The organism is Salinarimonas rosea DSM 21201 (assembly GCF_000429045.1).
Classification (GTDB): Bacteria; Pseudomonadota; Alphaproteobacteria; order Rhizobiales; family Beijerinckiaceae; genus Salinarimonas; species Salinarimonas rosea.
The window spans coordinates 117133-137621 of the sequence record NZ_AUBC01000007.1 but is presented as its reverse complement, the minus strand read 5'-3'; the positions used below and the strand labels follow the sequence as shown (position 1 = coordinate 137621).

The following is a 20489-nucleotide window of genomic DNA, read 5'->3' as shown; positions in this document are numbered from 1 at the left end:
AACGAGAGGAACGCCGATGAACACGCTTCGAAGCCTGCTGCTGGCCGGAATCGCGACCGCAGCCCTGATCTCGGCGCCTGCTGCGGCTCAGGACCGGCAGGTTCTCAGCATCGGCCTGCAGGACTACCCCGATACGCTCGATCCCGCGACGAACTGGAGCTTCGTGGGCCGCCACGTGCTGCAGCAGCTCTGCGACAAGCTGGTCGACATCGACGGTGAGGGCGAGATCGTGCCCATGCTCGCCGAGAGCTGGACGTTCGACGAGACCGGCACCGTGCTGACGATGACGTTGCGCGGCGACGCGGTCTTCCATGACGGCACGCCGGTCGATGCCGAGGCGGTCGCGTACAATCTCGAGCGTGCGCTCACCATGCCGACGTCCCGGCGGGCCGCCGAGATCAAGGCCATCGACACCGTCGAGGCCGTCGACACGCGGACGGTGCGCATCACGCTTACGGAGCCTTCGGTGCCTCTCCTCGCGGCGCTCGCCGACAGGGCCGGCATGATCGTCAGCCCTGCGGCTGCCGAAGAGCTCGGCGACCGGTTCACGAGCGAGCCCGTCTGCTCGGGGCCGTATCGCTTCGTCGAGCACGTGGCGCAGGACCGCATCGTGCTCGAGAAGTTCGCCGACCATTACGATGCCGGTCGGTACGCCTTCGACGAGGTCGTCTTCCGAGGCGCCCCCGACAGCAGCGTCCGCCTCCTGAACCTGCGCTCGGGCCAGCTCGATCTCATCGAGCGCCTGTCGGCCACCGATGTCGCCTCGGTGGAGGCGGATCCCGCATTGACCGTCGCCCCCGTGATCGGTCTGGGCTACTACGGGCTCACCGTGAGCATCGGCGGAGACGGCGCGCACCCGACGCTGAGCCAGCAGCAGGCGGTGCGGGAGGCGATCAGCCTCGCCATCGATCGCGAGGTCCTGAACCAGGTCGTCTTCGACGGCCAGTTCGCCGCCGGCAATCAGCCGTTTCCCCCGACCAGCCCCTTCTACAGCGACGAAAAGCCGGTGCAGGGGCGCGACGTCGAGGCGGCGCGGGCGAAGCTGGCGGAGGCCGGAGTCGAGAATCTCGGCTTCGAGCTCCTGGTGCCCACGGACGCCGAACGCCAGCAGGTCGCGCAGATCATCCAGTCGATGCTCTCCGAGATCGGGATCACGATGGAGATCCGCCCGACCGAGCTGATGACGCTTCTCGACGTCGCGCGCCAGGGCGACTTCCAGATGCACCTCGTCGGCTGGTCGGGGCGGGTCGATCCGGACCTGAACATCACGCCGATGCTCGCCTGCGGTGCGGCCGGCAACGACGCGCAGTATTGCAGCGAGGAGCTCGACGCCGTTCTCGCCGATGCGCGCGCGACCTCGGACCTGGCGACGCGTCGGGCCGCCTACGAGGACGCCGTGGACATCCTTCTGCACGATCTGCCGATCATCTACCTCTATCACGCCCAGTGGATCTTCGCACACGATGCCGATCTGCAGGGGTTCGATCCCTTCCCCGACGGGATCATCCGGCTCGGCGGCGTGACGCGAGCCCCGTGAAGCGGCCGGCACGACGGACGTGCGAGCCGCTGCCCGCGGCGCTCCTCGAGCGCCGCGGGCAGCACCTCGTGATCTGCCGGAGCCGAGGCGGCGAGATCGCCTTCCGGCCGGCATCGGAGGCGCCCGGCCGGATCTCGGCCCGACGCCGATAGATCCCGTCCGCGAGAACGCCCGACAGGACCTCGGCCGTGAGCGCTTTCGCGGCCGCCCGAGTTCGTGGCGATGCGAGGGCCCGGCCACGAAGCCGGGGAAGACGAACGATCGTCGATTCCTGCGTGGCGGCGAGGATCGCGATCCGGTGCGCCGGGCGCGGCGACGCAGTCGCGAGCCCCGCAGGCGCCACGGGAACGAACGGGCGTTCTCCGCGATCGCCTCCCCCGCGCTGCGTCCGGATGTCCACAATGGATAAACCAGTCGAACGCGCCGGACCGCATTCCTGTATCGTCCTCCCATCGGCCCACGCGGATCGCCAGACGAAGACCGCACGAGGCATCGATCAGGGAGGAAACAACATGAAACGTGCTCTCATCACGTCGCTCGTCGGCTCCGTCGCGCTCGTCGGCGCCGCCGCCGCGCAGGAGCCCATCCGCATCGGCATCACCCAGAACAACGTCGGCGTCGACAGCTACCAGACCACCTACGAGAAGGCCTTCATCGAGGCGGCCGAGGCCGATCCGCAGGTCGAGGCCGTCGTGCTCGACGCCGGCGGCGACGTCGCGCGCCAGATCGGACAGATGCAGGACCTCATCCAGCAGGGCGTCGACGCGATCATCATCTGGCCGACCAACGGCCAGGCCGTAGTGCCGGTCGTGCGCCAGGCCCACCAGGCGGGGATCCCGGTCGTCGTCACCAACAGCCAGATCGCCGAGGCGGGCTTCGACTTCATCGCCTCCTTCTCCGGACCGGACAACATCACCCAGGGCCGGTACGCCGCCGAGATGATGTGCGATGCGCTCGACGACGCGGGCCGCGTCGTGCAGATCGCCGGCCAGCCCGGCTACACGACCGCCATCGAGCGCCAGAAGGGCTTCGAGGACGCGCTCGCCGAGCAGTGCCCCGACGTCGAGATCGTCGAGACGCAGCCGGGCGACTGGAACCGCGAGAAGGCCCAGCGGGTGATGGAGAACTTCCTCACCAAGTACGACGACATCGACGGCGTCTATTCGGGCGACGACAACATGGGCGTCGGCGCGCTGAACGCCGCCAAGGCGGCCGGCCGCGACGACCTCGTCTTCATCGGCGCCACCAACTTCGCGGTCGGCTACGAGGCGATGGGCCGGGGCGAATACTGGGGCTCGGTCTACCAGTCCCCGGTCGAGGACGCGCGCAACGCGCTCGCCACCGCCAAGGCCGTGGTGATGGGCGAGGAAGTTCCGTTCCTGAACTACTTCGATACGCCCAAGATCACCCAGGACAACATGGGCGAGTTCGACAAGCCGGTCTTCTGATCGAACTCCGGGGCGCGATGCGGACGCCGGCCGGGCCGGCGTCCGCCACGGATCCATATCGGATATCATCGCTGATCGAGCGGCGGGACGGGGCGCAGATCCCGGTCGTCGCGAGGCGCGCCGCCGGGCCGGATCCTCGGCCGGCCGCGCGCCGGAGGAAACGCATCATGGCGAAGACAGACGTCGAGCTCGCCGTCCCCGTACGGCGCGACCCCTGGATCACGCGCGACAAGGTCGTGCATCTCCTGCAGACGAAGGGCCTGCTCATCGCCTTCGCGCTGTTCCTCGTCGCCTTCTCGCTGGCGAGCGATCGCTTCGCGAGCGTGGACAACATCTCCACCGTGCTGCGCCAGGTGGCGATCGTCGGCACGATCGCGGTGGGCGTGACCATCGTCGTCATCGGCGGCAACCTCGATCTCTCGGTCGGCTCGCTGCTCTCGTTCTCGACGGTGCTCGTCGTCGACCTGCACGACAAGATCGGCCCCGGGCCGGCCATCCTGATCATGTTCGCCGCCGCGCTCGCGGTGGGCTGCGTCAACGGCCTGCTGGTCGGCTTCGCACGGCTCAACTCGCTGATCGTCACGCTGGGCATGCTGTCGGCCATCCAGGGGCTGACGCTGATCTATTCCGGCGGGCAGAACGTCGACATCGCCGACCAGGAGGGCACCTGGTTCGCCTTCTTCGGGCGCGACTTCCTGCTCGGCGTCGCCGTGCCGACCTGGATCTTCCTCGGGCTCGCGGTGATCCTCCACGTCGTGCTGACGCGCACCACCTTCGGGCGCAAGGTCTTCGCGGTCGGCGGAAACCCGACCGCGGCGGCCTTCTCCGGCGTCCGCCGGGCCCGGGTCGTGTTCTCGACGTACCTGATCTCCGCCTTCTGCACCGCCTGCGCGGCGGTGATCCTGGGCAGCCGTGTGATGGGCAGCCAGAACAATGTCGGGCAAGGCTACGAGCTCGTCGTGCTCGCCGGCGTGATCCTGGGCGGCACCTCGCTGCTCGGCGGCTCGGGCTCGATCCCCAAGACCGTGGTGGGCGTGCTGATCCTGGGCTTCATCCAGAACGGCCTCCTGCTGCTCGGCTATCCCTACTACGCGCAGTGGCTCGTCACCTGGGTCGTCATCATCCTCGCGGTCTGGCTCGACGTGGCGTCGAAGCGCGGCCGCCTGTTCACCACCACGAGCTGAGGGAGGCCGAGATGACCAAGAGCCCGCTCCGCCACCTCTCCCGCATCCCGCCGATCTGGATGATCCTGATCGCCTGCGTGGCCTTCTTCTCGGTCTTCGCCGACAGCTTCTTCGCCATCGGCAACTTCACCAACATCCTGATCCAGACCTCGACCATCGGGCTGATCGCGCTCGGCATGACGGTGGTGATGATCAACGGCAACATCGACCTCTCCGTCGGCGCCGTGGTGGCGCTCGCGGCGAGCCTCGCGGTGGGGCTCCAGGCGGATCTCGGCATCGTCCCCGCCGTGCTGGTGGGGCTCGGCGCGGGAGTCGCGCTCGGCTTCCTCAACGGCATGGTGGTGTGGAAGACCGGCGTCGACGCCTTCATCGTCACGCTCGGCGCGATGATGGGCGTGCGCGGGCTGGTGTTCCTCTACACCGGCGAGCAGTCCTTCTTCTCGATGAACTTCGCCTATGCCGACTTCGGCATGTCCTCGATCGCGGGCGTGCCGACGCTGGCCTGGGTCTTCCTCGCGCTCACGGTGATCATGCACGTCGTGATGACGCGCACGACCCACGGCCGCAACGCCTATGCGGTGGGCGGCAATCGCGAGGCGGCGGAGAACGCCGGCATCCGCGTCGGCCGCCACATGGTCGCGAACTTCATGCTGGTCGGCTTCTTCGCGGCGCTCGCGGGGATCACGCTCTCGACCCAGATGGGCGCCTCGACGCCCAATCTCGGCACGAACTACGAGCTGTGGGTCATCACCGCGGTCGTGCTCGGCGGCACCAAGCTCACCGGCGGGGTGGGCACGATCCTCGGCACGCTCGGCGGCGTGCTCACCATCGGCGTGCTGCGCAACGGCATGAACCTGATGCAGGTGCCCGCCTTCTACGTCCTCGTCGTGATGGGCGCGATCCTGATCGCGGTCCTGCTCGTCGACGCGCGCGTCAACCGCCGTGTGGCGGGGGAGGTGAAGCTGTGAGAACGCTCGCGCACCACACCGCCGCCGAGCTCGCGGAGCTCGCCCCGCGCGCCCCGCTGCTCCACATCGACGGCGTCACCAAGACGTTCCCCGGCGTGAAGGCGCTCGACGACGTCTCGCTCGAGGTGCGCGCCGGCGAGGTCCACGCGCTGCTGGGCGAGAACGGGGCCGGCAAGTCGACCCTGATGAAGGTGCTCGCCGGCAACCACCAGGCCGATCGCGGCCAGATCCATCTCGAGGGCGAGCCGATCCGGGTGTCCGGCCCGCACGAGGCCAAGCACCTCGGCATCGTGCTGATCCACCAGGAGCTCTCGCTCGCGCCCGAGATGACGGTGGCGGAGAACATCTTCCTCGGATCGCTGCCGCGGCGTGCGCTCGGCTTCGTCGACTTCCGCAAGCTCTACGCCGACGCCGGGCGCATCCTCGACCGGCTCGGCTGCCGCTTCGCGGCTTCCGACAAGGTGGAGACGCTCTCGATCGCCAACCGGCAGATGGTCGAGATCGGACGCGCGCTCGTGTTCACGCCCAAGATCGTCGTGTTCGACGAGCCGACCGCCTCGCTCACCGACGCCGAGAAGGTGGTGCTCTTCGACGTGATCCGCTCGCTCCAGGACGAGAACGTCGGCATCGTCTACATCTCGCACCGGATGGACGAGATCTTCACGCTGTCGGACCGCATCACGGTCCTGCGCGACGGCGCCGTGCGCGGCACGCTCGAGACGGCACGGACCAACGAGGACGAGGTCACCCGCCTGATGATCGGCCGCGCGCTGGAGCCGCGCAGCCACGCGCGGGCCCGCGAGCCGGGCCCGGTCGCGCTCGAGGTGAAGGGCCTCTCCTGCGCCGACCTGTTCCGCGACGTGTCCTTCAGCGTGCGCGCCGGCGAGGTGGTGGGCATGTACGGCCTGATCGGCGCCGGGCGCACCGAGATCGCCGAGACGATCTTCGGCCTGCGCGCGCCCGACGCCGGCGAGATCCGCCGCGACGGTGAAGTCGTCTCGATCACGTCCCCGCCGGACGCCATCGCCCACGGCATCGCCCTCGCCCCCGAGAGCCGCAAGGAGCAGGGCCTCGTGCTCGGCATGAGCTGCCGGGACAACATGTCCCTCTCCCAGCTCGGCGAGGTCTCCCGCGTGGGCTGGCTCGACCGCTCCGCCGAGCAGGCGATCTACGACCGCTACGCCGTGCGGCTCTCGCTGAAGTCGCCGAGCTGGCGCACGCCCGTGGTCAATCTCTCCGGCGGCAACCAGCAGAAGGTCGTGCTCGGCAAGTGGCTCGGCACCGCGCCGAAGGTGCTGATAATCGACGAGCCCACGCGCGGCATCGACGTCGGCTCCAAGGCGGAGATCCACGGGCTGATCCGCGAGCTCGCGGCGGCCGGGATGGCGGTGCTGATGATCTCCTCCGAGATGCCGGAGGTGCTCGGCGTCTCGGACCGGATCCTGGCTCTCTACCACGGGCGCCTCGCCGCCGAGTTCGATGCCGACAGCGTGACGGAGGACGCCCTCGTGCAGGCGATATCCGGGCTATGAGCGCGACGATCCGCATCGGCTTCGCGGGGCTGGGCCGCATGGGTGCGCCGATGGCGGCGCGGCTGGCGGACGCGGGCTTCCCGCTCGCGGTCTGGAACCGCACGGCGCAGACGGCGGAGGCGTTCGCCCGCGCGAACGGCGCCCGCGTCGCGACGAGCCCCGCGGCGCTCGCCGCCGGGAGCGACGTCGTGATCGCCATGGTCGCCGACGACGCCGCATCGCAGGCGCTCCATGCGGGCCCGGACGGGCTCGCCGAGGCGGCGGACGGGCGTCTCTTCGTCGAGATGTCCACGGTCTCGCCCGATCACGTGCGCCGGCTCGGCGCGATGCTGGCGCAGCGCGGCGGGGCGCTGATCGACGCGCCGGTCTCCGGCAGCGTCGATGCGGCGCGGGCGGGAACGCTCGCCATCATGGCCGGCGGCGCGCCCGAGGACATCGCCCGCGCCCGCCCGGCGCTCGCGGTCGTGGGCCGCGTGGTGCTCGAGACCGGCGCGCTCGGGACCGGCGCCACGATGAAGATCGTCGTCAACAGCCTGATTCACGGCCTCAACCAGGCCCTGGCCGAGGCGCTGGCGCTGGCCGAGAGCGCCGGCATCGCGACGAGCGACGCCTTCGCCGTGATCGAGAATTCCGCCGCGGCGGCGCCGATGCTCGGCTACCGCAAGCCGCTCTACCTCGAGCCGCAGGCGCACCCCGTGACCTTCGCGCTCGACCTCGCCCTCAAGGACATGGGCCTCGCGCTCGCCCTCGCCGAGGCGGGCGGCGTGGCCACCCCGCAGGCACGCGTCACCCGCGCGGTGCTCGAGCAGGCCTCCGCCGCCGGCCTCGGCCGGGAGGACATGGCCGCCGTCGTTCCCTTCATGCGTAGCCTGGGGAGGCAATCATGAAAGCCATGCTCTTCGTCGGCGGATGGGAGGGGCACGCGCCCGAGACCTTCCGCAAGTGGGCGGACGATCTCCTCACCGCGAACGGCTTCACGGTCGAGAGCCACGACAGCCTCGATCCGCTGGAGGACGCCGACGCCATGCGCGACGTCGACCTCGTCGTGCCGATCTGGTCCTCCGCGCGCTCGGCGCACCGGCCCGAGTTCGGCAACATGACGAAGGCCCAGGAGGACGGCCTCCTCGCCGCGATCGCGAGCGGGACCGGCATCGCCGGCTGGCACGGCCACATGGGCGACGCCTTCCGCGACCGGCCGACCTACCATTTCCTGATCGGCGGGCAGTTCGTGGCCCATCCGCCGGGCTGGCCCGACAACCCCGTGCCCTCCGACGACTTCGTCGACTACGACGTGACCATCGTGCGGCCCGACCACCCGATCGTGGAGGGCATCAACAGCTTCCGCCTCCATTCCGAGCAGTACTACATGCTGGTCGACCCCTCGAACGAGGTGCTCGCCACGACGACGTTCTCCGGCGAGCACCTCTGGTGGATCGAGGGCGCGACCATCCCCGTGGCCTGGACGCGGCGCTGGGACAAGGGCCGGGTGTTCTACTGCTCGATCGGCCACACGGTGGCCGACCTCGAGACGCCGCAGGTGACGGAGATCATCCGCCGCGGGATGATCTGGGCCGCCAGGACACCCGCCAGGACGCCCTCGAGGGCGCGCGCATGAGCACGATGCGCCGCAGCACGCGCCAGGAGGACGGCTTCGGCGCGCAGCCGCCGCGGCTGCGCCGGCCGGCCGGGGCGCTGCCGTCGAGCGAGCGGCAGGCCTTCACGCCCGACGAGATGCTCGCCTTCATGGACTTCCTCGAGGAGATCGAGGCCGAGGGCGCGAGCGTGCTGCCGTTGTTCACGCCCGATCCGTACCTGAGCATGAGCCTGTTCCTCATGCGCAACCACATCGAGGGCAAGCTCACCACGGTGTCGTCCCTCGCCGCCGCCTCGGGTGCGCCCTACGCCACCGCCATGCGGCGGATCGGCGACATGACCGAGCGCGGCCTCCTCGACCAGCGCCCGCGCTCGGCCTCGGGCAAGACCTTCTCGCTGCACCCGAGCCCGGCCCTGATCGAGGCCTTCGGCGACTACGCGCACCGCATCAAGCTCTCGATCGGCCGGGCGCTGGGGCTCGCGGCGAAGGGCGACGTGGCGGACTACTACTTCGGCGGCTCGTACCTGAAGGCGCAGGTGATCCCGCTGCCGGCGGCGCGCACCGAGCCGCTCGGCATCACCGGGCCCTTGCGCATCCTGGTCCACGCCGACCCGACCTTCATGGCGATGGACAGTCTCAAGCGCCAGTTCGAGCATCTGCTCGGGGTCTCGATCCGCAACCGCGCACTCTCCATCGACCGGCTGCGGCTGGAAGCGCTCGCCAATGCCGAGCGGGCCTCCTCCGCCTACGACATCGTCGCCGTCGACCTGCCCTGGATCGGGGAGTTCGCCGAGAAGGGCGTCCTCGCGCCGCTGGAGGACTGCGTCGCGCGCGAGGATTTCGACCTCGCCGACTTCCACCAGGCCGGCTGGCACGGCTGCCTGCACCGCGGCAGGCCCTACGGCATGCCGATCCAGACGACGCCCGAGCTCCTGTTCTACCGCCGCGACCTGTTCGACGAGGCGGGGCTCGAGGCGCCGCGCACCACCGTCGACCTGCTCGCCGCGGCGCGGGCGCTGCACCGGCCGTCGCGCAACCTGCGCGGCATCGCCTGGAACGGCGCGCGGGGGACGCCGCTCGGCCACAGCTTCATCTTCGCCATGGCCGATTTCGGCCAGCCGGTGGTGGACCTGCGCCGGCGCGGCGACGGCTTCGACCCGTTCGACCTCACCGGCGAGCGGCTGCGCCCGATGATCGACAGCGAGGGCGGGCGACGCGCGGCGGACTTCCTGATGGAGCTCCTCGACGTCTCCGCGCCGGGCGTGCTCGGCATGTCCTGGTTCGAGCGCGTGAAGGCCTACGCGTCGGGCGAGGTGGCGATGGCCTACGGCTACTCGCTGCTCGCGCCCTATTTCGAGCTCGACGCGACTTCCCCGGCCCACGGCACGACGGAATACGTGCCCCACCCGGCCGCGCCGGGCCGCCGTCCGATCGCGCCTGTGGGCGGCTACGTGCTCGGCATTCCCGCCAATCTCTCGCAGGAGCGGCGGCTGGCCACCGAGAGCGCGGTGCGCCTGCTCACCTCGGCGGAGGCCTGCAAGCTCTACATCACCAACGGCTCGCGGGTATGCCCGCGCTTCAGCGTCTGCGCCGACCCGGACGTGCGCGCGCTCTCGCCCATCGTCGGCGCCGTCGACGACCTGGCCCGCACCGGCGCGCTGCAGCTCTGGCCGCGTCCGCCGGCCCCCGAATTCGCCGAGATCACCGCGATCCTCGGCGAGGAGATCCACGACATGCTCTGTCGGCGCAAGACGCCGTCGGCGGCGCTCGAAGACGCCCAGGCCCGTGCCGACGCGCTGATGCGTGCGGCCGGGCGCTACTGAGGCAACGACACGGGAGGAGAACGACCATGGATCGCGAAAGACTGAAGGGCAAGAACGTGCTGATCACCGGCGCCGCCCAGGGCATGGGCGCGGCGATCGCCGAGCACTACGCGGCCCAGGGCGCCAACGTCTGCCTCGGCGACGTCAACGAGGCCGGCGCGCATGCGGTGGCCGAGCGGATCAATGCCGCCGGCAACGGCCGCGCCATCGCGCTGAAGCTCGACGTGACCAAGCGCGCCGACAATGCCGCCGCCGTCGCCGCGGCGGTCGAGGCCTTCGGCTCGCTCAACGTCGCCCTCCTCAACGCCGGCCTCAACAAGCCGAAGTTCTTCATGGACATCGACGAGGAGAACTGGGACCTGATCATGAACGTCAACGCCAAGGGCGTGCTGCTCGGTATGCAGGAGGCGGCGCGCCAGATGATCGCGCAAGGGCCGGAGCAGGGGCCCTACAAGATCATCAACGTCGGCTCCATCGCCTCCCGCACCACCTTCGACGACGTCGTGCCCTATTGCTGCTCGAAGCACGCGGTGCTCGCCATGATCACCGGCGGCGCGCGCGCCCTCGTCGACCACAACATCACGGTGAACGGCTACGGGCCGGGCGTGGTGCGCACCGAGCTCTGGGAGCAGCTCGACAAGGACCTCGTCGAGATCGGCAAGTTCGACAAGCCCGGCGAGTCGATGGACAGCCTCGCGCGCAACATGATCCTGATGAAGCGCTACTCCTATCCGCAGGACGTGGTGGGCACCGCCGCGTTCCTGGCGAGCTCGGACTCCGACTACATGACGGGCCAGCTCATCCTCATCGACGGCGGCATGGTCATGCAGTGACCCGCGCCCCGCGCCGCGCCCGCTAGCACGCGCGGCGCCCGTCCGACACCCGGAACACGTCCGCGCCGGCGGACGCCGCGCCGCCCGCGAGGGGGCGCGAAGGAGATCCCCATGCCCGAAGCCACCGCCCTCAGCCCGCGCATCCTCAGGCCCGCGGACCTCGACCCGAACTGGCGCTGGGATCGCCACATCCCCGCGCTCGGCCACACCGCCGTCGACTTCGAGCGGCGCGTCGACCACGACCGGCTGCGCCGCTACCGGCTCTCGCGCGCCCGCCAGGCCTTGAAGAACTCGCCCTGCGGCGCGCTGATCCTCTTCGACGTCAACAACATCCGCTACGTCTCCGGCACCAAGATCGGCGAGTGGGAGCGCGACAAGATGTGCCGCTTCGCGCTGCTCGCCGGCGACGAGGAGCCGTATGTCTGGGACTTCGGCTCGGCCGCGGTTCACCATCGCGAGAGCTGCGACTGGCTCGACCCGGAGCATTGCCTCGCCGGCGTCGTCGGCATGCGCGGCACCATCCCGCCCTCCTTCGGGCTGATGAAGCGCTACGCGGAGGAGATCGCGAGCCTGATCCGCAAGGCGGGCGTCGGCGACATGCCGGTGGGGCTCGACTACGCCGAGACGGCGATGATGTTCGAGCTGCAGAAGGCGGGCCTGAACATCGTCGACGGCCAGCAGGTCATGCTCGACGCGCGCGAGATCAAGAACGTCGACGAGATCCACCTGCTCAACCAGGCGGCGTCGATGGTCGACGGCGTGTATCACATGATCTGGGAGGAGATGAAGCCGGGCGTGCGCGAGAACGACATCGTCGCGATGGCCAACAAGATGCTCTACGAGATGGGCTCGGACGATGTCGAGGCGATCAACGCCATCTCCGGCGAGCGCTGCAACCCGCATCCGCACAATTTCACCGACCGCTACTTCCGCCCCGGCGACCAGGCCTTCTTCGACATCCTGCAGAGCTACCAGGGCTATCGCACCTGCTACTACCGCACCTTCAACGTCGGCCGCTCCACGCCCGCGCAGCGCGACGCCTACGTCAAGTGCCGGGACTGGCTCGATGCCGCCATCGCCCTGATCAAGCCGGGGGTGGGCACCGACGTCGTCGCCCGCGCCTTCCCCGAGGCGCACGAGTTCGGCTTCCCCGACGAGCTCTCCGCCTTCGGCCTGCAGTTCGGCCACGGGCTCGGGCTCGCGCTCCACGAGCGCCCGATCATCAGCCGCGTCGTCTCGCTGGAGAACCCGATGGAGATCCGCACCGGCATGGTCTTCGCGCTGGAGACCTACTGCCCGGCCACCGACGGCTACTCCGCCGCGCGCATCGAGGAGGAGGTCGTCGTCACCGACAGGGGCTGCCAGGTGATCAGCCTGTTCCCGGCCGAGGAGCTGCCGATCGCCAACCGCTACTGAAGGCCCGGAGCGCCCGAGAACCCGAGGACGACGATGAACGCCAGCGACAACACGGCCGAGTACCTGCGCCTCTACGAGCAGATGGCGCGGATCCGCGCCTTCGAGGACAACGCCAACCAGCTCTACCTCTCGGCCAAGATGCCGGGCCTGACCCACATGTACACCGGCCAGGAGGCCGTGGCCGTGGGGCTGTGCGAGGCGCTGGAGACGACCGACCACATCACCTCGACCCATCGCGGCCACGGCCACTGCGTGGCCAAGGGCGCGCATTTCAAGGAGATGTTCTGCGAGCTGCTCGGCAAGGCGGAGGGCTATTGCCGAGGCAAGGGCGGCTCGATGCACATCGCCGACCAGGCCAACGGCAACCTCGGCGCCAACGCCATCGTCGGCGGCTCGGCCGGCATCGCCACCGGCGCGGCGCTCTCGGCCAAGCGGCTGGGCACCGGCGCGGTGACGGTGTGCTTCTTCGGCGACGGGGCGCTCGGCCAGGGGCTGCTCTACGAGGTGATGAACATGGCGGCGCTCTGGAAGCTGCCGGTCGTCTACGCCTGCGAGAACAATCACTACGGCGAGTATACCCGCACCGAGGAGATGGCGGCGGGCGACCTCTGCGCCCGCGCCGCCGCCTTCGGCATCGAGACGCACCAGGTCGACGGGCAGGACGTGCTCGCGGTCAACCGTCTCGCCCGCGATCTCGTGGCGCGCGCCCGCAAGGGCGAGGGGCCGTTCTTCGTGCTGCTCGACACCTATCGCTGGCACGGCCACCACGTCGGCGACATCAACCGCGCCTACTATCGGCCCAAGGACGAGGAGGCGCTCTGGAAGGAGACGCGCGACCCGATCCTCAATTTCGGCAAGTGGCTCGAGGGCGAGGGCATCGCCGACGCGGACGCCCTCGTGGAGATCGGCGAGCGCGTGCGCCGGGAGGCGGCCGAGGCCGTCGCCTATGCCGAGGCCGCGGCCTACCCGCCGGCCCACGAGGTCGACATGCACGTCTACGCCACCCCCGGGACGGCGGACCGTGGGCGCAAGGAGCTGGATCATGCGTGAGATCACCCTGGCCAAGGCCGTCAACGAAGCGATCGCGGAGGAGATGCGCCGCGACCCGACGATCTTCCTCCTGGGCGAGGACGTCGCCGAGGCCGGCACGCCCTTCAAGGTGCTCTCCGGGCTCGTCGAGGAGTTCGGCCCCGAGCGCATCGTCGACACGCCGATCTCCGAGCCCGGATTCGTCGGGATCGCGGTGGGGGCGGCGCTGACCGGCTCGCGCCCGATCGTCGACCTGATGTTCGGCGACTTCCTGTTCCTGGTGATGGACCAGCTCTGCAACCAGGCGGCCAAGGCCCGCTACATGTCCGGCGGCAAGCTCAACGTGCCGATGGTGCTGCGGACCAATCTCGGCGCCACCCGCCGCTCCGCCGCCCAGCATTCGCAGTCGCTCCACGCGCTCGTCGCCCACATCCCCGGGCTGAAGGTCGCGCTGCCGTCCTCGGCCTACGAGGCCAAGGGGCTGATGAAGACCGCCATCCGGGACAACGATCCGGTGGTGATCTTCGAGGACAAGCTGATGTACCAGGACAAGGCCCCGGTGCCCGAGGAGGAATACCTCATTCCCTTCGGCGAGGCCGCAATCCTGCGCGCCGGGCGCGACGTGACGCTGGTCGCCACCTCCTCGATGGTGCAGGTCTCGCTGGCCGCCGCCGAGATCCTGGCGCGCGAGGGCGTCTCGGCGGAAGTCGTCGACCCGCGCACCATCGTGCCGCTCGACGAGGACACGATCCTCGCCTCGGTGCGCAAGACGAGCCGCGCCATCGTCGTCGACGAGGGCCACCGCAGCTACGGCGTCTCGGCGGAGATCGCCGCGCGCATCTCCGAGAAGGCCTTCTACCACCTCGACGCGCCGGTCGCCCGGCTCGCCGCCATGGACGTGCCCGTGCCTTTCTCGCCGGCGCTCGAGGACCTCACCGTCCCCACCGCCGACGACGTCGTCGCCGCCGCGCGCCGGATGCTGCGCGGGGAGGTCCGTGATGCCGCATGAGGTGATCATGCCCGCGCTCGGCATGGCGCAGGATACGGGCCACCTCGTCGCCTGGCGCAAGGAAGCGGGCGACAGGGTCTGCGCGGGCGACGTGCTGATGGAGATCGAGACCGACAAGTCCACGGTCGAGGTCGAGGCCGGCGCCGACGGCTGGGTGACGGAGCTGCGCGCGCGCGCCGGCGACGACGTGCCCGTCGGGCGCGTCGTCGCGGTGATCGGCGAGACGCCCGAGGCGCAAGCGACCGCCCCTGCGGCGACGTCCGGGCCCGCGCCCGCGGGCGAGGCCGCCCCGGAGGGCGACCCGGTGATCATGCCGGCGCTCGGCATGGCGCAGGACACCGGGCTGATCGTCGCCTGGGCCAAGGCGCCGGGCGACCCGGTCGCCGCGGGCGAGGTGCTGCTCGAGGTCGAGACCGACAAGTCGACATTGGAAATCGAGGCGCAGTCGAGCGGCTTCGTCGCCGAGATCCGCGCCGCGGCGGGGGCGAGCGTGCCTGTCGGGGAGGTCATTGCGGTGATCTCCGCAGAGAAGCCCACAGCGCCGAGAGGACCGGGCGAGGCGTCCGCCACGCCGAAGGCGGAGCCGGCGGCGAAGCCCGCGCCCACGCCGGCGCCGGCGCCCGCCGCCGCCCCCGTCCCCGCGGCCTTCGACGGCCGCGTCCTCGCCTCGCCGAAGGCGCGGCGGCTCGCGTCGGAGCGCGGGCTCGACCTCGCCCGCCTCGTCGCCGAGGGCGCGGGCCAGCCGATCCACGTGCGCGACCTCGACGCGCTCGCCGCGCGGGCCGCGGCGGCCCGCTCGACGGTCCCCGCCGCCTCCCCGGCCGCGGCACCCGCGGCCGTCTCCCAAGCCGCGCGTCTCGAAGCGCGCGCGCCGGCGGCGGGGCTCGAGGCCTTCACGGCCTGGCTCGCCGCGGAAAACGGCGGCGCGAGCCGGCGCACGGCCGTGCTCGCCGCCTTTGCCACCGCCGGGCTGCGGGCCGGACGCGACGACGCGCAGCCGCTCGTCGTCGCCGTCGAGACAGCCGACGGCGCGGACCCCGTCCGCTATGCCGACGCCGACCGTGCCCGCCTCGGCACGCTCGCGCCGAGTACCGATGCCTCCGCGCCCGTGCTCGTCGTGCGCGACCTCCTCGGCACGCCGATCGTCGCGGCCAGAGCGGGTGGGCTCGCCGCGCCCGTGCTCACCCTCGTCCCCGCGGGAGGCGAGATCGCGCTGTCCCTCGACTACGCCGCCGACGCGCTCGACGACCGCGCGGCGGTCGCGCTCGTGACGGCGCTCGCCGCCCGGCTCGCCGAGCCGCTGCACCACCTCCTCTGACAGTCCGGAGCGCATCATGGATCACACCGACCTCTACATCGACGGCGCCTGGCGCCCCGGCTCCGAGGGCGAGCGCTTCGACGTGATCAACCCCGCCGACGAGCACGTGCTCGCCTCCGTCGCCTCGGCCACGGTCGACGACGCCGACGCCGCGCTCGACGCCGCGGCGCGCGCCTTCGGGCCCTGGGCCGCGCGCAGCCCGCGCGAGCGCGCGGAAATCCTGCGCAGGGCCTTCGAGCTGATGAGCGCCCGGCGCGACGAGTTCGCCCGGCTGATCACGCGCGAGAACGGCAAGGCGGGCGCGGACGCGCGCGGCGAGGCGACCTACGCGGCCGAGTTCTTCCGCTGGTTCTCGGAGGAGGCCGTGCGCGCCGACGGGCTCGTCTCCCGCGCCCCGGCCTCGGGCGCGCGCATCCTCGTCCAGCACAAGCCCGCGGGCATCGCGGTGCTGGTCACGCCCTGGAACTACCCGGCGGCGATGGGCACCCGCAAGATCGCGCCGGCGCTCGCCGCCGGCTGCCCGGTGGTCATCAAGCCCGCCTCCGAGACGCCGCTGACCATGCTCGCGCTGATGCCGCTGCTCGAGGAAGCGGGCGTGCCGCCGGGCGTCGTCAACGTGCTGCCCTCGCGCCGCACGGGGGCGATCGTCGACCGCATGCTGCACGATTCCAGGGTGCGGGTCGTGTCCTTCACGGGCTCGACCGGGGTCGGGCGCACGCTCTTGCGCAGCGCCGCCGACCAGGTGCTCAAGCCCGCGATGGAGCTCGGCGGCAACGCGCCGCTCCTCGTGCTGCACGACGCCGACATCGAGGTCGCTGTGGAGGGCGCCATGCTGGCCAAGATGCGCAATCTCGGCGAGGCCTGCACGGCGGCGAACCGGTTCTACGTCCACGAGAGCGTCGCCGAGCCCTTCGTCGCGCGCTTCACCGAGCGAATGGCGGCCTTGCGGGTCGGCAACGGGCTCGACCCGGACGTCGACGTCGGCCCGCTCGTCAATGCCGACACCCGCGACAAGGTCGCCGCCTTCGTCGACGACGCGGTCGCCAAGGGCGCGCAGGTGCGCCTCGGCGGGCGGCGCCCCGACGGGCCGGGCTTCTTCTACCCGCCGACCGTGCTCACCGACGTGCCCGACGACGCCGACTGCCTCACCGACGAGATCTTCGGCCCCGTCGCCGCGATCCAGACCTTCACGGACGAGGAGGACGCCATCCGCCGGGCGAACGACACCGAATACGGCCTCGTCGCCTACGTCTTCACCCGCGACATGGCCCGCGGCCTCTCGGTCTGCGAGCGGCTCGACTACGGCATGGTGGGGCTCAACCGCGGCCTCGTCTCGGACCCGGCGGCGCCCTTCGGCGGGGTCAAGCAGTCCGGGCTCGGCCGCGAGGGCGGGCACGAGGGCATGCTGGAGTTCATGGAAAGCCAGTACATCTCGGCGAGCTGGTGAGGAGGACCGCCATGACCGACGTGATCGCCAGCCCCTCCGTACGGGCCCATGCCGGGCGCAACGGCGTCGACATCGACGCGCTCGGCCTCGAGCTCGGCCGCGGCAGCATCGCCCGCGAGGACGTCGACCGGAAGCTGTCGGGCGCAACGGCGCCCGCTGCGCCGACGGCGCGGCCAGCCGCGGACGCGCACGCCCGCCACTGGTCCGTGGAGCACGAGGCCTACGGCCCGGTGACCCGCGAGCCGCTCTCGCGTTTCGCCAAGGTCTCGGCGGCGGCGATGGCGGCCGCGCAGGCGCGCATCCCGGCGGTGACCCACCACGACCGCGCCGACGTCGGCGCGCTCGAGACCTTCCGCACCGCGATGAAGGGTGACGCCGCGGCCCGCGGCGTCCGGCTCACGGCGCTCGCCTTCCACGTCAAGGCGCTGGCGCGCGCGCTCGAGGACTTCCCGCGCTTCAACGCATCCCTCTCCGAGGACGGCGAGACGCTGGTCCTGAAGCACTGGATCGACATCGGCATCGCGGTGGACGCGCCCCACGGGCTGAGCGTCCCCGTCGTCCGCGGTGTCGACCGCAAGGGCCTGTGGCGCATCGCCGAGGAGATCGCGGACCTCGCCGCCCGCGCGCAGGCGCGCAAGCTGCGCCCGGCCGAGATGGGCGGCGCGGGGATGACGATCTCGAACCTCGGCGGCATCGGCGGGAGCGCCTTCACGCCCATCGTCAACCCGCCGGAGGTGGCGATCCTCGGGCTCACCCGCACGGAGATCGTGCCCGTCTGGGACGGCGAGCGATTCCTGCCGCGCCCGATGGTCCCGCTCGATCTCAGCTACGACCACCGCGTGATCGACGGCGCGGACGCGGCGCGCTTTCTCGCACACTATGCGCGCCTGATCGAGGACCCCCGCCGGCTGCTCTGAGCCGGCGCCCGCGCACGAAAGGCCGACGCCATGACGATCTCCACGCTGTTCGACCTCGGCGGCAAGACGGCCCTCGTCACCGGCTGCCGGCGCGGGATCGGCCGCGCCATGGCGCTGGCGCTCGCCGAGGCCGGCGCCGACATCGTGGGGGTGAGTTCCGGCCTCGAGCCCGACGGCGGCGCGGTGGGGGCGGACGTCGCCGCGACCGGCCGGCGCTTCACCGCCGAGCGCTGCGATCTCGGCGACCGCGCCGCGCTCGACGCACTGGTGGAGCGCCTCGATGTCGGCCCGCCCATCGACATCCTCGTCAACAACGCCGGCATCATTTGCCGCGCGCCGGCCGCCGAGCATGCGGACGCGGACTGGGATGCGGTGCTCGACGTGAACCTCACCGCCCCCTTCCGGCTGGCGCGGGCGCTGGGGAGCCGGATGATCGCGCGGGGGCAGGGCGGCAAGATCGTCTTCACCGCCTCTGTCCTGTCGTTCCAGGGCGGCATCCTGGTGCCCGGTTACGCCGCGTCGAAGGGCGCGATCGCGCAGCTGACGAAGGCGCTCGCCAACGAATGGGCGGGCCACGGCGTCAACGTCAACGCCATCGCGCCGGGCTACATCGCCACCGACAACACCGCCGCGCTCCAGGCCGACGCGGCGCGCACGGCGGCGCTTCTCGCGCGCGTCCCCGCCGGCCGCTGGGGCGTGCCGCGCGATCTCGCGGGCGTCACCGTCTTCCTCTGCTCGCAGGCCGCCGATTTCGTGCACGGCGCCGTCATCCCGGTCGACGGCGGCTGGCTGGCGCGTTGAGGCGGGGAGCGAGCGGCACGGGGCCGCTCTCCGACGCCCGAACCCTCCGGGCAGCCACGGCTCGGCGCCCGGCGCACCCGGGTGCGGCGAGACGATCGCCTCGCCCGCCGTCGCCCGATCGCTGGCGCCGCTCCCAGGAACCATCGCCACGCTGCGCCGCTTGACGAGGCGCCCTGCGCGACCTCCTGCCGCGCACCCTCGAGGAGGCCGGATGCTCGAATCCCTCACGGTCGGCGATGTGCTCGTGCAGTTCACGATCGTGGTGTCGATCGCCCTCGTCATCCAGCTCACGCTCGAGCATTCGCGCGTCCCCGCGGTCGTCGGTCTCCTCCTCGTCGGGATGCTGGTCGGGCCGGATGCGCTCGCGCTCCTGCCCGAGGAGCCGGTCGTCGACCTCCTGGGCACGCTGGGCCTCCTCTTCATCATGTTCATGGCCGGCCTCGAGATCGACATGGAGGTGGTGCGCCGGCACAAGCGGGAGACGATCGCCTTCGGGCTGCTCGCGTCCGGCTTCTCGCTCGCCCCGGCCGTCGGCGTCGGCCTCCTCGCCGGCCTCGGCTGGACCGGGGCCTTCCTGCTCGGCGCGGCGCTCGCCTCGCACACGCTCGTCGCCTATCCGATGCTCGAGCGCCTCGGCATCGTCGACCGAAGGCCGATCGTCGCGGCGATCGGAGGAACCCTGATCACCGACACGCTCGCGCTCGTCCTCCTCGCGATCCTCGTCCAGCAGCCCGACGGGGAGGGCGGCGGCTCCGGATCCTGGTGGCTCCCGCTCCTGCTGCTCGCGCTCGTCGCGGCCGTCTCCCTCGCGGTCGTTCCGCGGATCGCCGCGAGGCTCCTCGACGACGAAGAGACGACGCTCGCCGAGAAAGCGCTCTTCCTGCTCGTCGTGCTGGTGGTGCTCGCGACGGCCGCGAAGGCGATCGGCACGGAGGACATCCTCGGTGCCTTCCTGGCGGGCCTGTGCCTGAACCAGCCGATCAAGCGGCGTCCCGAGCTGCACGAGCACGTGCGGTTCGCCGGGCGCATGCTGTTCGTGCCGTTCTTCTACGTGAAGACGGGCATGCGTCTCGATCTCGCGGTCTTCGGCCAGGCGGCCACCTGGGGGCTCGCGGCCGCCCTGCTCGGGGTCGTCGCCTTCGGCAAGACCGCCGCATCGCTGATCTCCGGCCGCCTGTTCGGCTACGACGCCCTGGAACGGACCGCCGTCATCGGGCTGACCCTGCCGCAGGCCGCCGCGACGCTCGCCGTGATCGTGATCGGCGCCGAGATGGACCTGATCGGCGACCGGGTCGAGGACGCCGTCATCCTCGTGATCTTTCTCACCTGCCTGATCGGCCCGCTGCTGACGCGCTATTCCGGCAGGCGGATCGGCGAGCGTCCGTGAGCCGACGGCAATCCAGTCGGCAGGATCGACGCCGCCCTGGGTCCGCGCGTCGGTCGCGCGCGGGTTCCGCCGGCGGATAGCCCGGCCCCGCGCCGCGCAGCGCGGCGTGACGTCGCGTACGGCGAGGGCGGGCAAGACGGTCGTCGCCGACCGGGCGCCGGTCTTGCCGCGGTCGGTTGCGGGCATGATCGGAGACCCGCGTCGGCGCGCCCTCGTCGAGGAGACGCGTTGCGGCGATGCGTCCCC

General features: G+C 71.3%; 17 protein-coding genes. All 17 read left to right on the top strand.

Features of this window, described 5'->3' with window-relative positions:
• The first annotated feature begins 16 nt into the window (after window positions 1–16).
• The 17 genes from G407_RS0107195 to G407_RS0107115 all read left to right on the top strand — a co-directional run bounded on the left by G407_RS0107195 (window position 17) and on the right by G407_RS0107115 (window position 20243).
• Window positions 17–1537, top strand: coding sequence for an ABC transporter substrate-binding protein (locus tag G407_RS0107195; protein WP_029030272.1), 1521 nt, complete (start codon window positions 17–19; stop codon window positions 1535–1537).
• Between the two features lie 512 nt (window positions 1538–2049).
• Complete coding sequence (locus G407_RS0107190; RefSeq protein WP_029030271.1) at window positions 2050–2985, top strand: sugar ABC transporter substrate-binding protein; 936 nt, start codon at window positions 2050–2052, stop codon at window positions 2983–2985.
• A 167-nt stretch (window positions 2986–3152) separates the two neighbouring features.
• Window positions 3153–4169, top strand: a complete 1017-nt coding sequence (locus G407_RS0107185; protein ID WP_029030270.1) for an ABC transporter permease — start codon at window positions 3153–3155, stop codon at window positions 4167–4169.
• A gap of 11 nt (window positions 4170–4180) precedes the next feature.
• Window positions 4181–5137 (top strand): ABC transporter permease, encoded by a 957-nt coding sequence (locus G407_RS0107180; RefSeq protein WP_029030269.1) that lies wholly within the window; start codon window positions 4181–4183, stop codon window positions 5135–5137.
• A complete protein-coding gene (locus tag G407_RS0107175) occupies window positions 5134–6669 on the top strand; it encodes a sugar ABC transporter ATP-binding protein (RefSeq protein WP_052341058.1) in 1536 nt (511 codons plus the stop codon). The genes G407_RS0107180 and G407_RS0107175 overlap by 4 nt, the downstream gene beginning before the upstream one ends.
• Window positions 6666–7556: an NAD(P)-dependent oxidoreductase gene (locus G407_RS0107170; protein ID WP_245259037.1), complete on the top strand. Its 891-nt coding sequence runs from the start codon at window positions 6666–6668 to the stop codon at window positions 7554–7556. Before G407_RS0107175 ends, G407_RS0107170 begins: the two co-directional genes overlap by 4 nt.
• Window positions 7553–8284: a ThuA domain-containing protein gene (locus G407_RS0107165; protein WP_029030266.1), complete on the top strand. Its 732-nt coding sequence runs from the start codon at window positions 7553–7555 to the stop codon at window positions 8282–8284. Before G407_RS0107170 ends, G407_RS0107165 begins: the two co-directional genes overlap by 4 nt.
• Window positions 8281–10086, top strand: a complete 1806-nt coding sequence (locus tag G407_RS0107160; RefSeq protein ID WP_245259036.1) for an extracellular solute-binding protein — start codon at window positions 8281–8283, stop codon at window positions 10084–10086. The genes G407_RS0107165 and G407_RS0107160 overlap by 4 nt, the downstream gene beginning before the upstream one ends.
• Window positions 10087–10112: 26 nt before the next feature.
• A complete protein-coding gene (locus G407_RS0107155) occupies window positions 10113–10919 on the top strand; it encodes an SDR family NAD(P)-dependent oxidoreductase (protein ID WP_029030264.1) in 807 nt (268 codons plus the stop codon).
• Window positions 10920–11030: 111 nt separating this feature from the next.
• A complete protein-coding gene (locus tag G407_RS0107150) occupies window positions 11031–12335 on the top strand; it encodes a M24 family metallopeptidase (RefSeq protein WP_043539158.1) in 1305 nt (434 codons plus the stop codon).
• Between the two features lie 33 nt (window positions 12336–12368).
• Window positions 12369–13385 (top strand): thiamine pyrophosphate-dependent dehydrogenase E1 component subunit alpha, encoded by a 1017-nt coding sequence (locus tag G407_RS0107145; protein WP_029030262.1) that lies wholly within the window; start codon window positions 12369–12371, stop codon window positions 13383–13385.
• Window positions 13378–14373, top strand: a complete 996-nt coding sequence (locus G407_RS0107140; RefSeq protein ID WP_029030261.1) for an alpha-ketoacid dehydrogenase subunit beta — start codon at window positions 13378–13380, stop codon at window positions 14371–14373. The genes G407_RS0107145 and G407_RS0107140 overlap by 8 nt, the downstream gene beginning before the upstream one ends.
• A complete protein-coding gene (locus G407_RS0107135; protein WP_029030260.1) occupies window positions 14363–15691 on the top strand; it encodes a biotin/lipoyl-containing protein in 1329 nt (442 codons plus the stop codon). The genes G407_RS0107140 and G407_RS0107135 overlap by 11 nt, the downstream gene beginning before the upstream one ends.
• A 16-nt stretch (window positions 15692–15707) precedes the next feature.
• On the top strand, window positions 15708–17138 hold the full coding sequence (locus G407_RS0107130) for an NAD-dependent succinate-semialdehyde dehydrogenase (RefSeq protein WP_029030259.1): 1431 nt from the start codon (window positions 15708–15710) through the stop codon (window positions 17136–17138).
• An 11-nt stretch (window positions 17139–17149) separates the two neighbouring features.
• Window positions 17150–18055, top strand: a complete 906-nt coding sequence (locus tag G407_RS26255) for a 2-oxo acid dehydrogenase subunit E2 (RefSeq protein ID WP_052341057.1) — start codon at window positions 17150–17152, stop codon at window positions 18053–18055.
• A gap of 30 nt (window positions 18056–18085) precedes the next feature.
• A complete protein-coding gene (locus tag G407_RS0107120; RefSeq protein ID WP_029030258.1) occupies window positions 18086–18856 on the top strand; it encodes an SDR family NAD(P)-dependent oxidoreductase in 771 nt (256 codons plus the stop codon).
• A gap of 211 nt (window positions 18857–19067) precedes the next feature.
• Window positions 19068–20243 carry a cation:proton antiporter gene (locus G407_RS0107115; protein WP_029030257.1) on the top strand — a complete coding sequence of 392 codons (1176 nt, stop codon included), beginning with the start codon at window positions 19068–19070 and terminating at the stop codon, window positions 20241–20243.
• The last annotated feature ends 246 nt before the right edge of the window (window positions 20244–20489 follow it).

Excerpts from the sequence above, each read along its gene's own strand:
- G407_RS0107145 (WP_029030262.1), top strand. The coding sequence starts at position 12,369 with ATGAACGCCAGCGACAACACGGCCGAGTACCTGCGCCTCTACGAGCAG.
- G407_RS0107190 (WP_029030271.1), top strand. The coding sequence starts at position 2,050 with ATGAAACGTGCTCTCATCACGTCGCTCGTCGGCTCCGTCGCGCTCGTC.
- G407_RS0107130 (WP_029030259.1), top strand. The coding sequence starts at position 15,708 with ATGGATCACACCGACCTCTACATCGACGGCGCCTGGCGCCCCGGCTCC.
- G407_RS0107120 (WP_029030258.1), top strand. The coding sequence starts at position 18,086 with ATGACGATCTCCACGCTGTTCGACCTCGGCGGCAAGACGGCCCTCGTC.
- G407_RS0107135 (WP_029030260.1), top strand. The coding sequence starts at position 14,363 with ATGCCGCATGAGGTGATCATGCCCGCGCTCGGCATGGCGCAGGATACG.
- G407_RS0107150 (WP_043539158.1), top strand. The coding sequence starts at position 11,031 with ATGCCCGAAGCCACCGCCCTCAGCCCGCGCATCCTCAGGCCCGCGGAC.
- G407_RS26255 (WP_052341057.1), top strand. The coding sequence starts at position 17,150 with ATGACCGACGTGATCGCCAGCCCCTCCGTACGGGCCCATGCCGGGCGC.
- G407_RS0107160 (WP_245259036.1), top strand. The coding sequence starts at position 8,281 with ATGAGCACGATGCGCCGCAGCACGCGCCAGGAGGACGGCTTCGGCGCG.
- G407_RS0107185 (WP_029030270.1), top strand. The coding sequence starts at position 3,153 with ATGGCGAAGACAGACGTCGAGCTCGCCGTCCCCGTACGGCGCGACCCC.
- G407_RS0107155 (WP_029030264.1), top strand. The coding sequence starts at position 10,113 with ATGGATCGCGAAAGACTGAAGGGCAAGAACGTGCTGATCACCGGCGCC.
- G407_RS0107195 (WP_029030272.1), top strand. The coding sequence starts at position 17 with ATGAACACGCTTCGAAGCCTGCTGCTGGCCGGAATCGCGACCGCAGCC.
- G407_RS0107170 (WP_245259037.1), top strand. The coding sequence starts at position 6,666 with ATGAGCGCGACGATCCGCATCGGCTTCGCGGGGCTGGGCCGCATGGGT.
- G407_RS0107165 (WP_029030266.1), top strand. The coding sequence starts at position 7,553 with ATGAAAGCCATGCTCTTCGTCGGCGGATGGGAGGGGCACGCGCCCGAG.
- G407_RS0107115 (WP_029030257.1), top strand. The coding sequence starts at position 19,068 with ATGCTCGAATCCCTCACGGTCGGCGATGTGCTCGTGCAGTTCACGATC.
- G407_RS0107180 (WP_029030269.1), top strand. The coding sequence starts at position 4,181 with ATGACCAAGAGCCCGCTCCGCCACCTCTCCCGCATCCCGCCGATCTGG.
- G407_RS0107140 (WP_029030261.1), top strand. The coding sequence starts at position 13,378 with ATGCGTGAGATCACCCTGGCCAAGGCCGTCAACGAAGCGATCGCGGAG.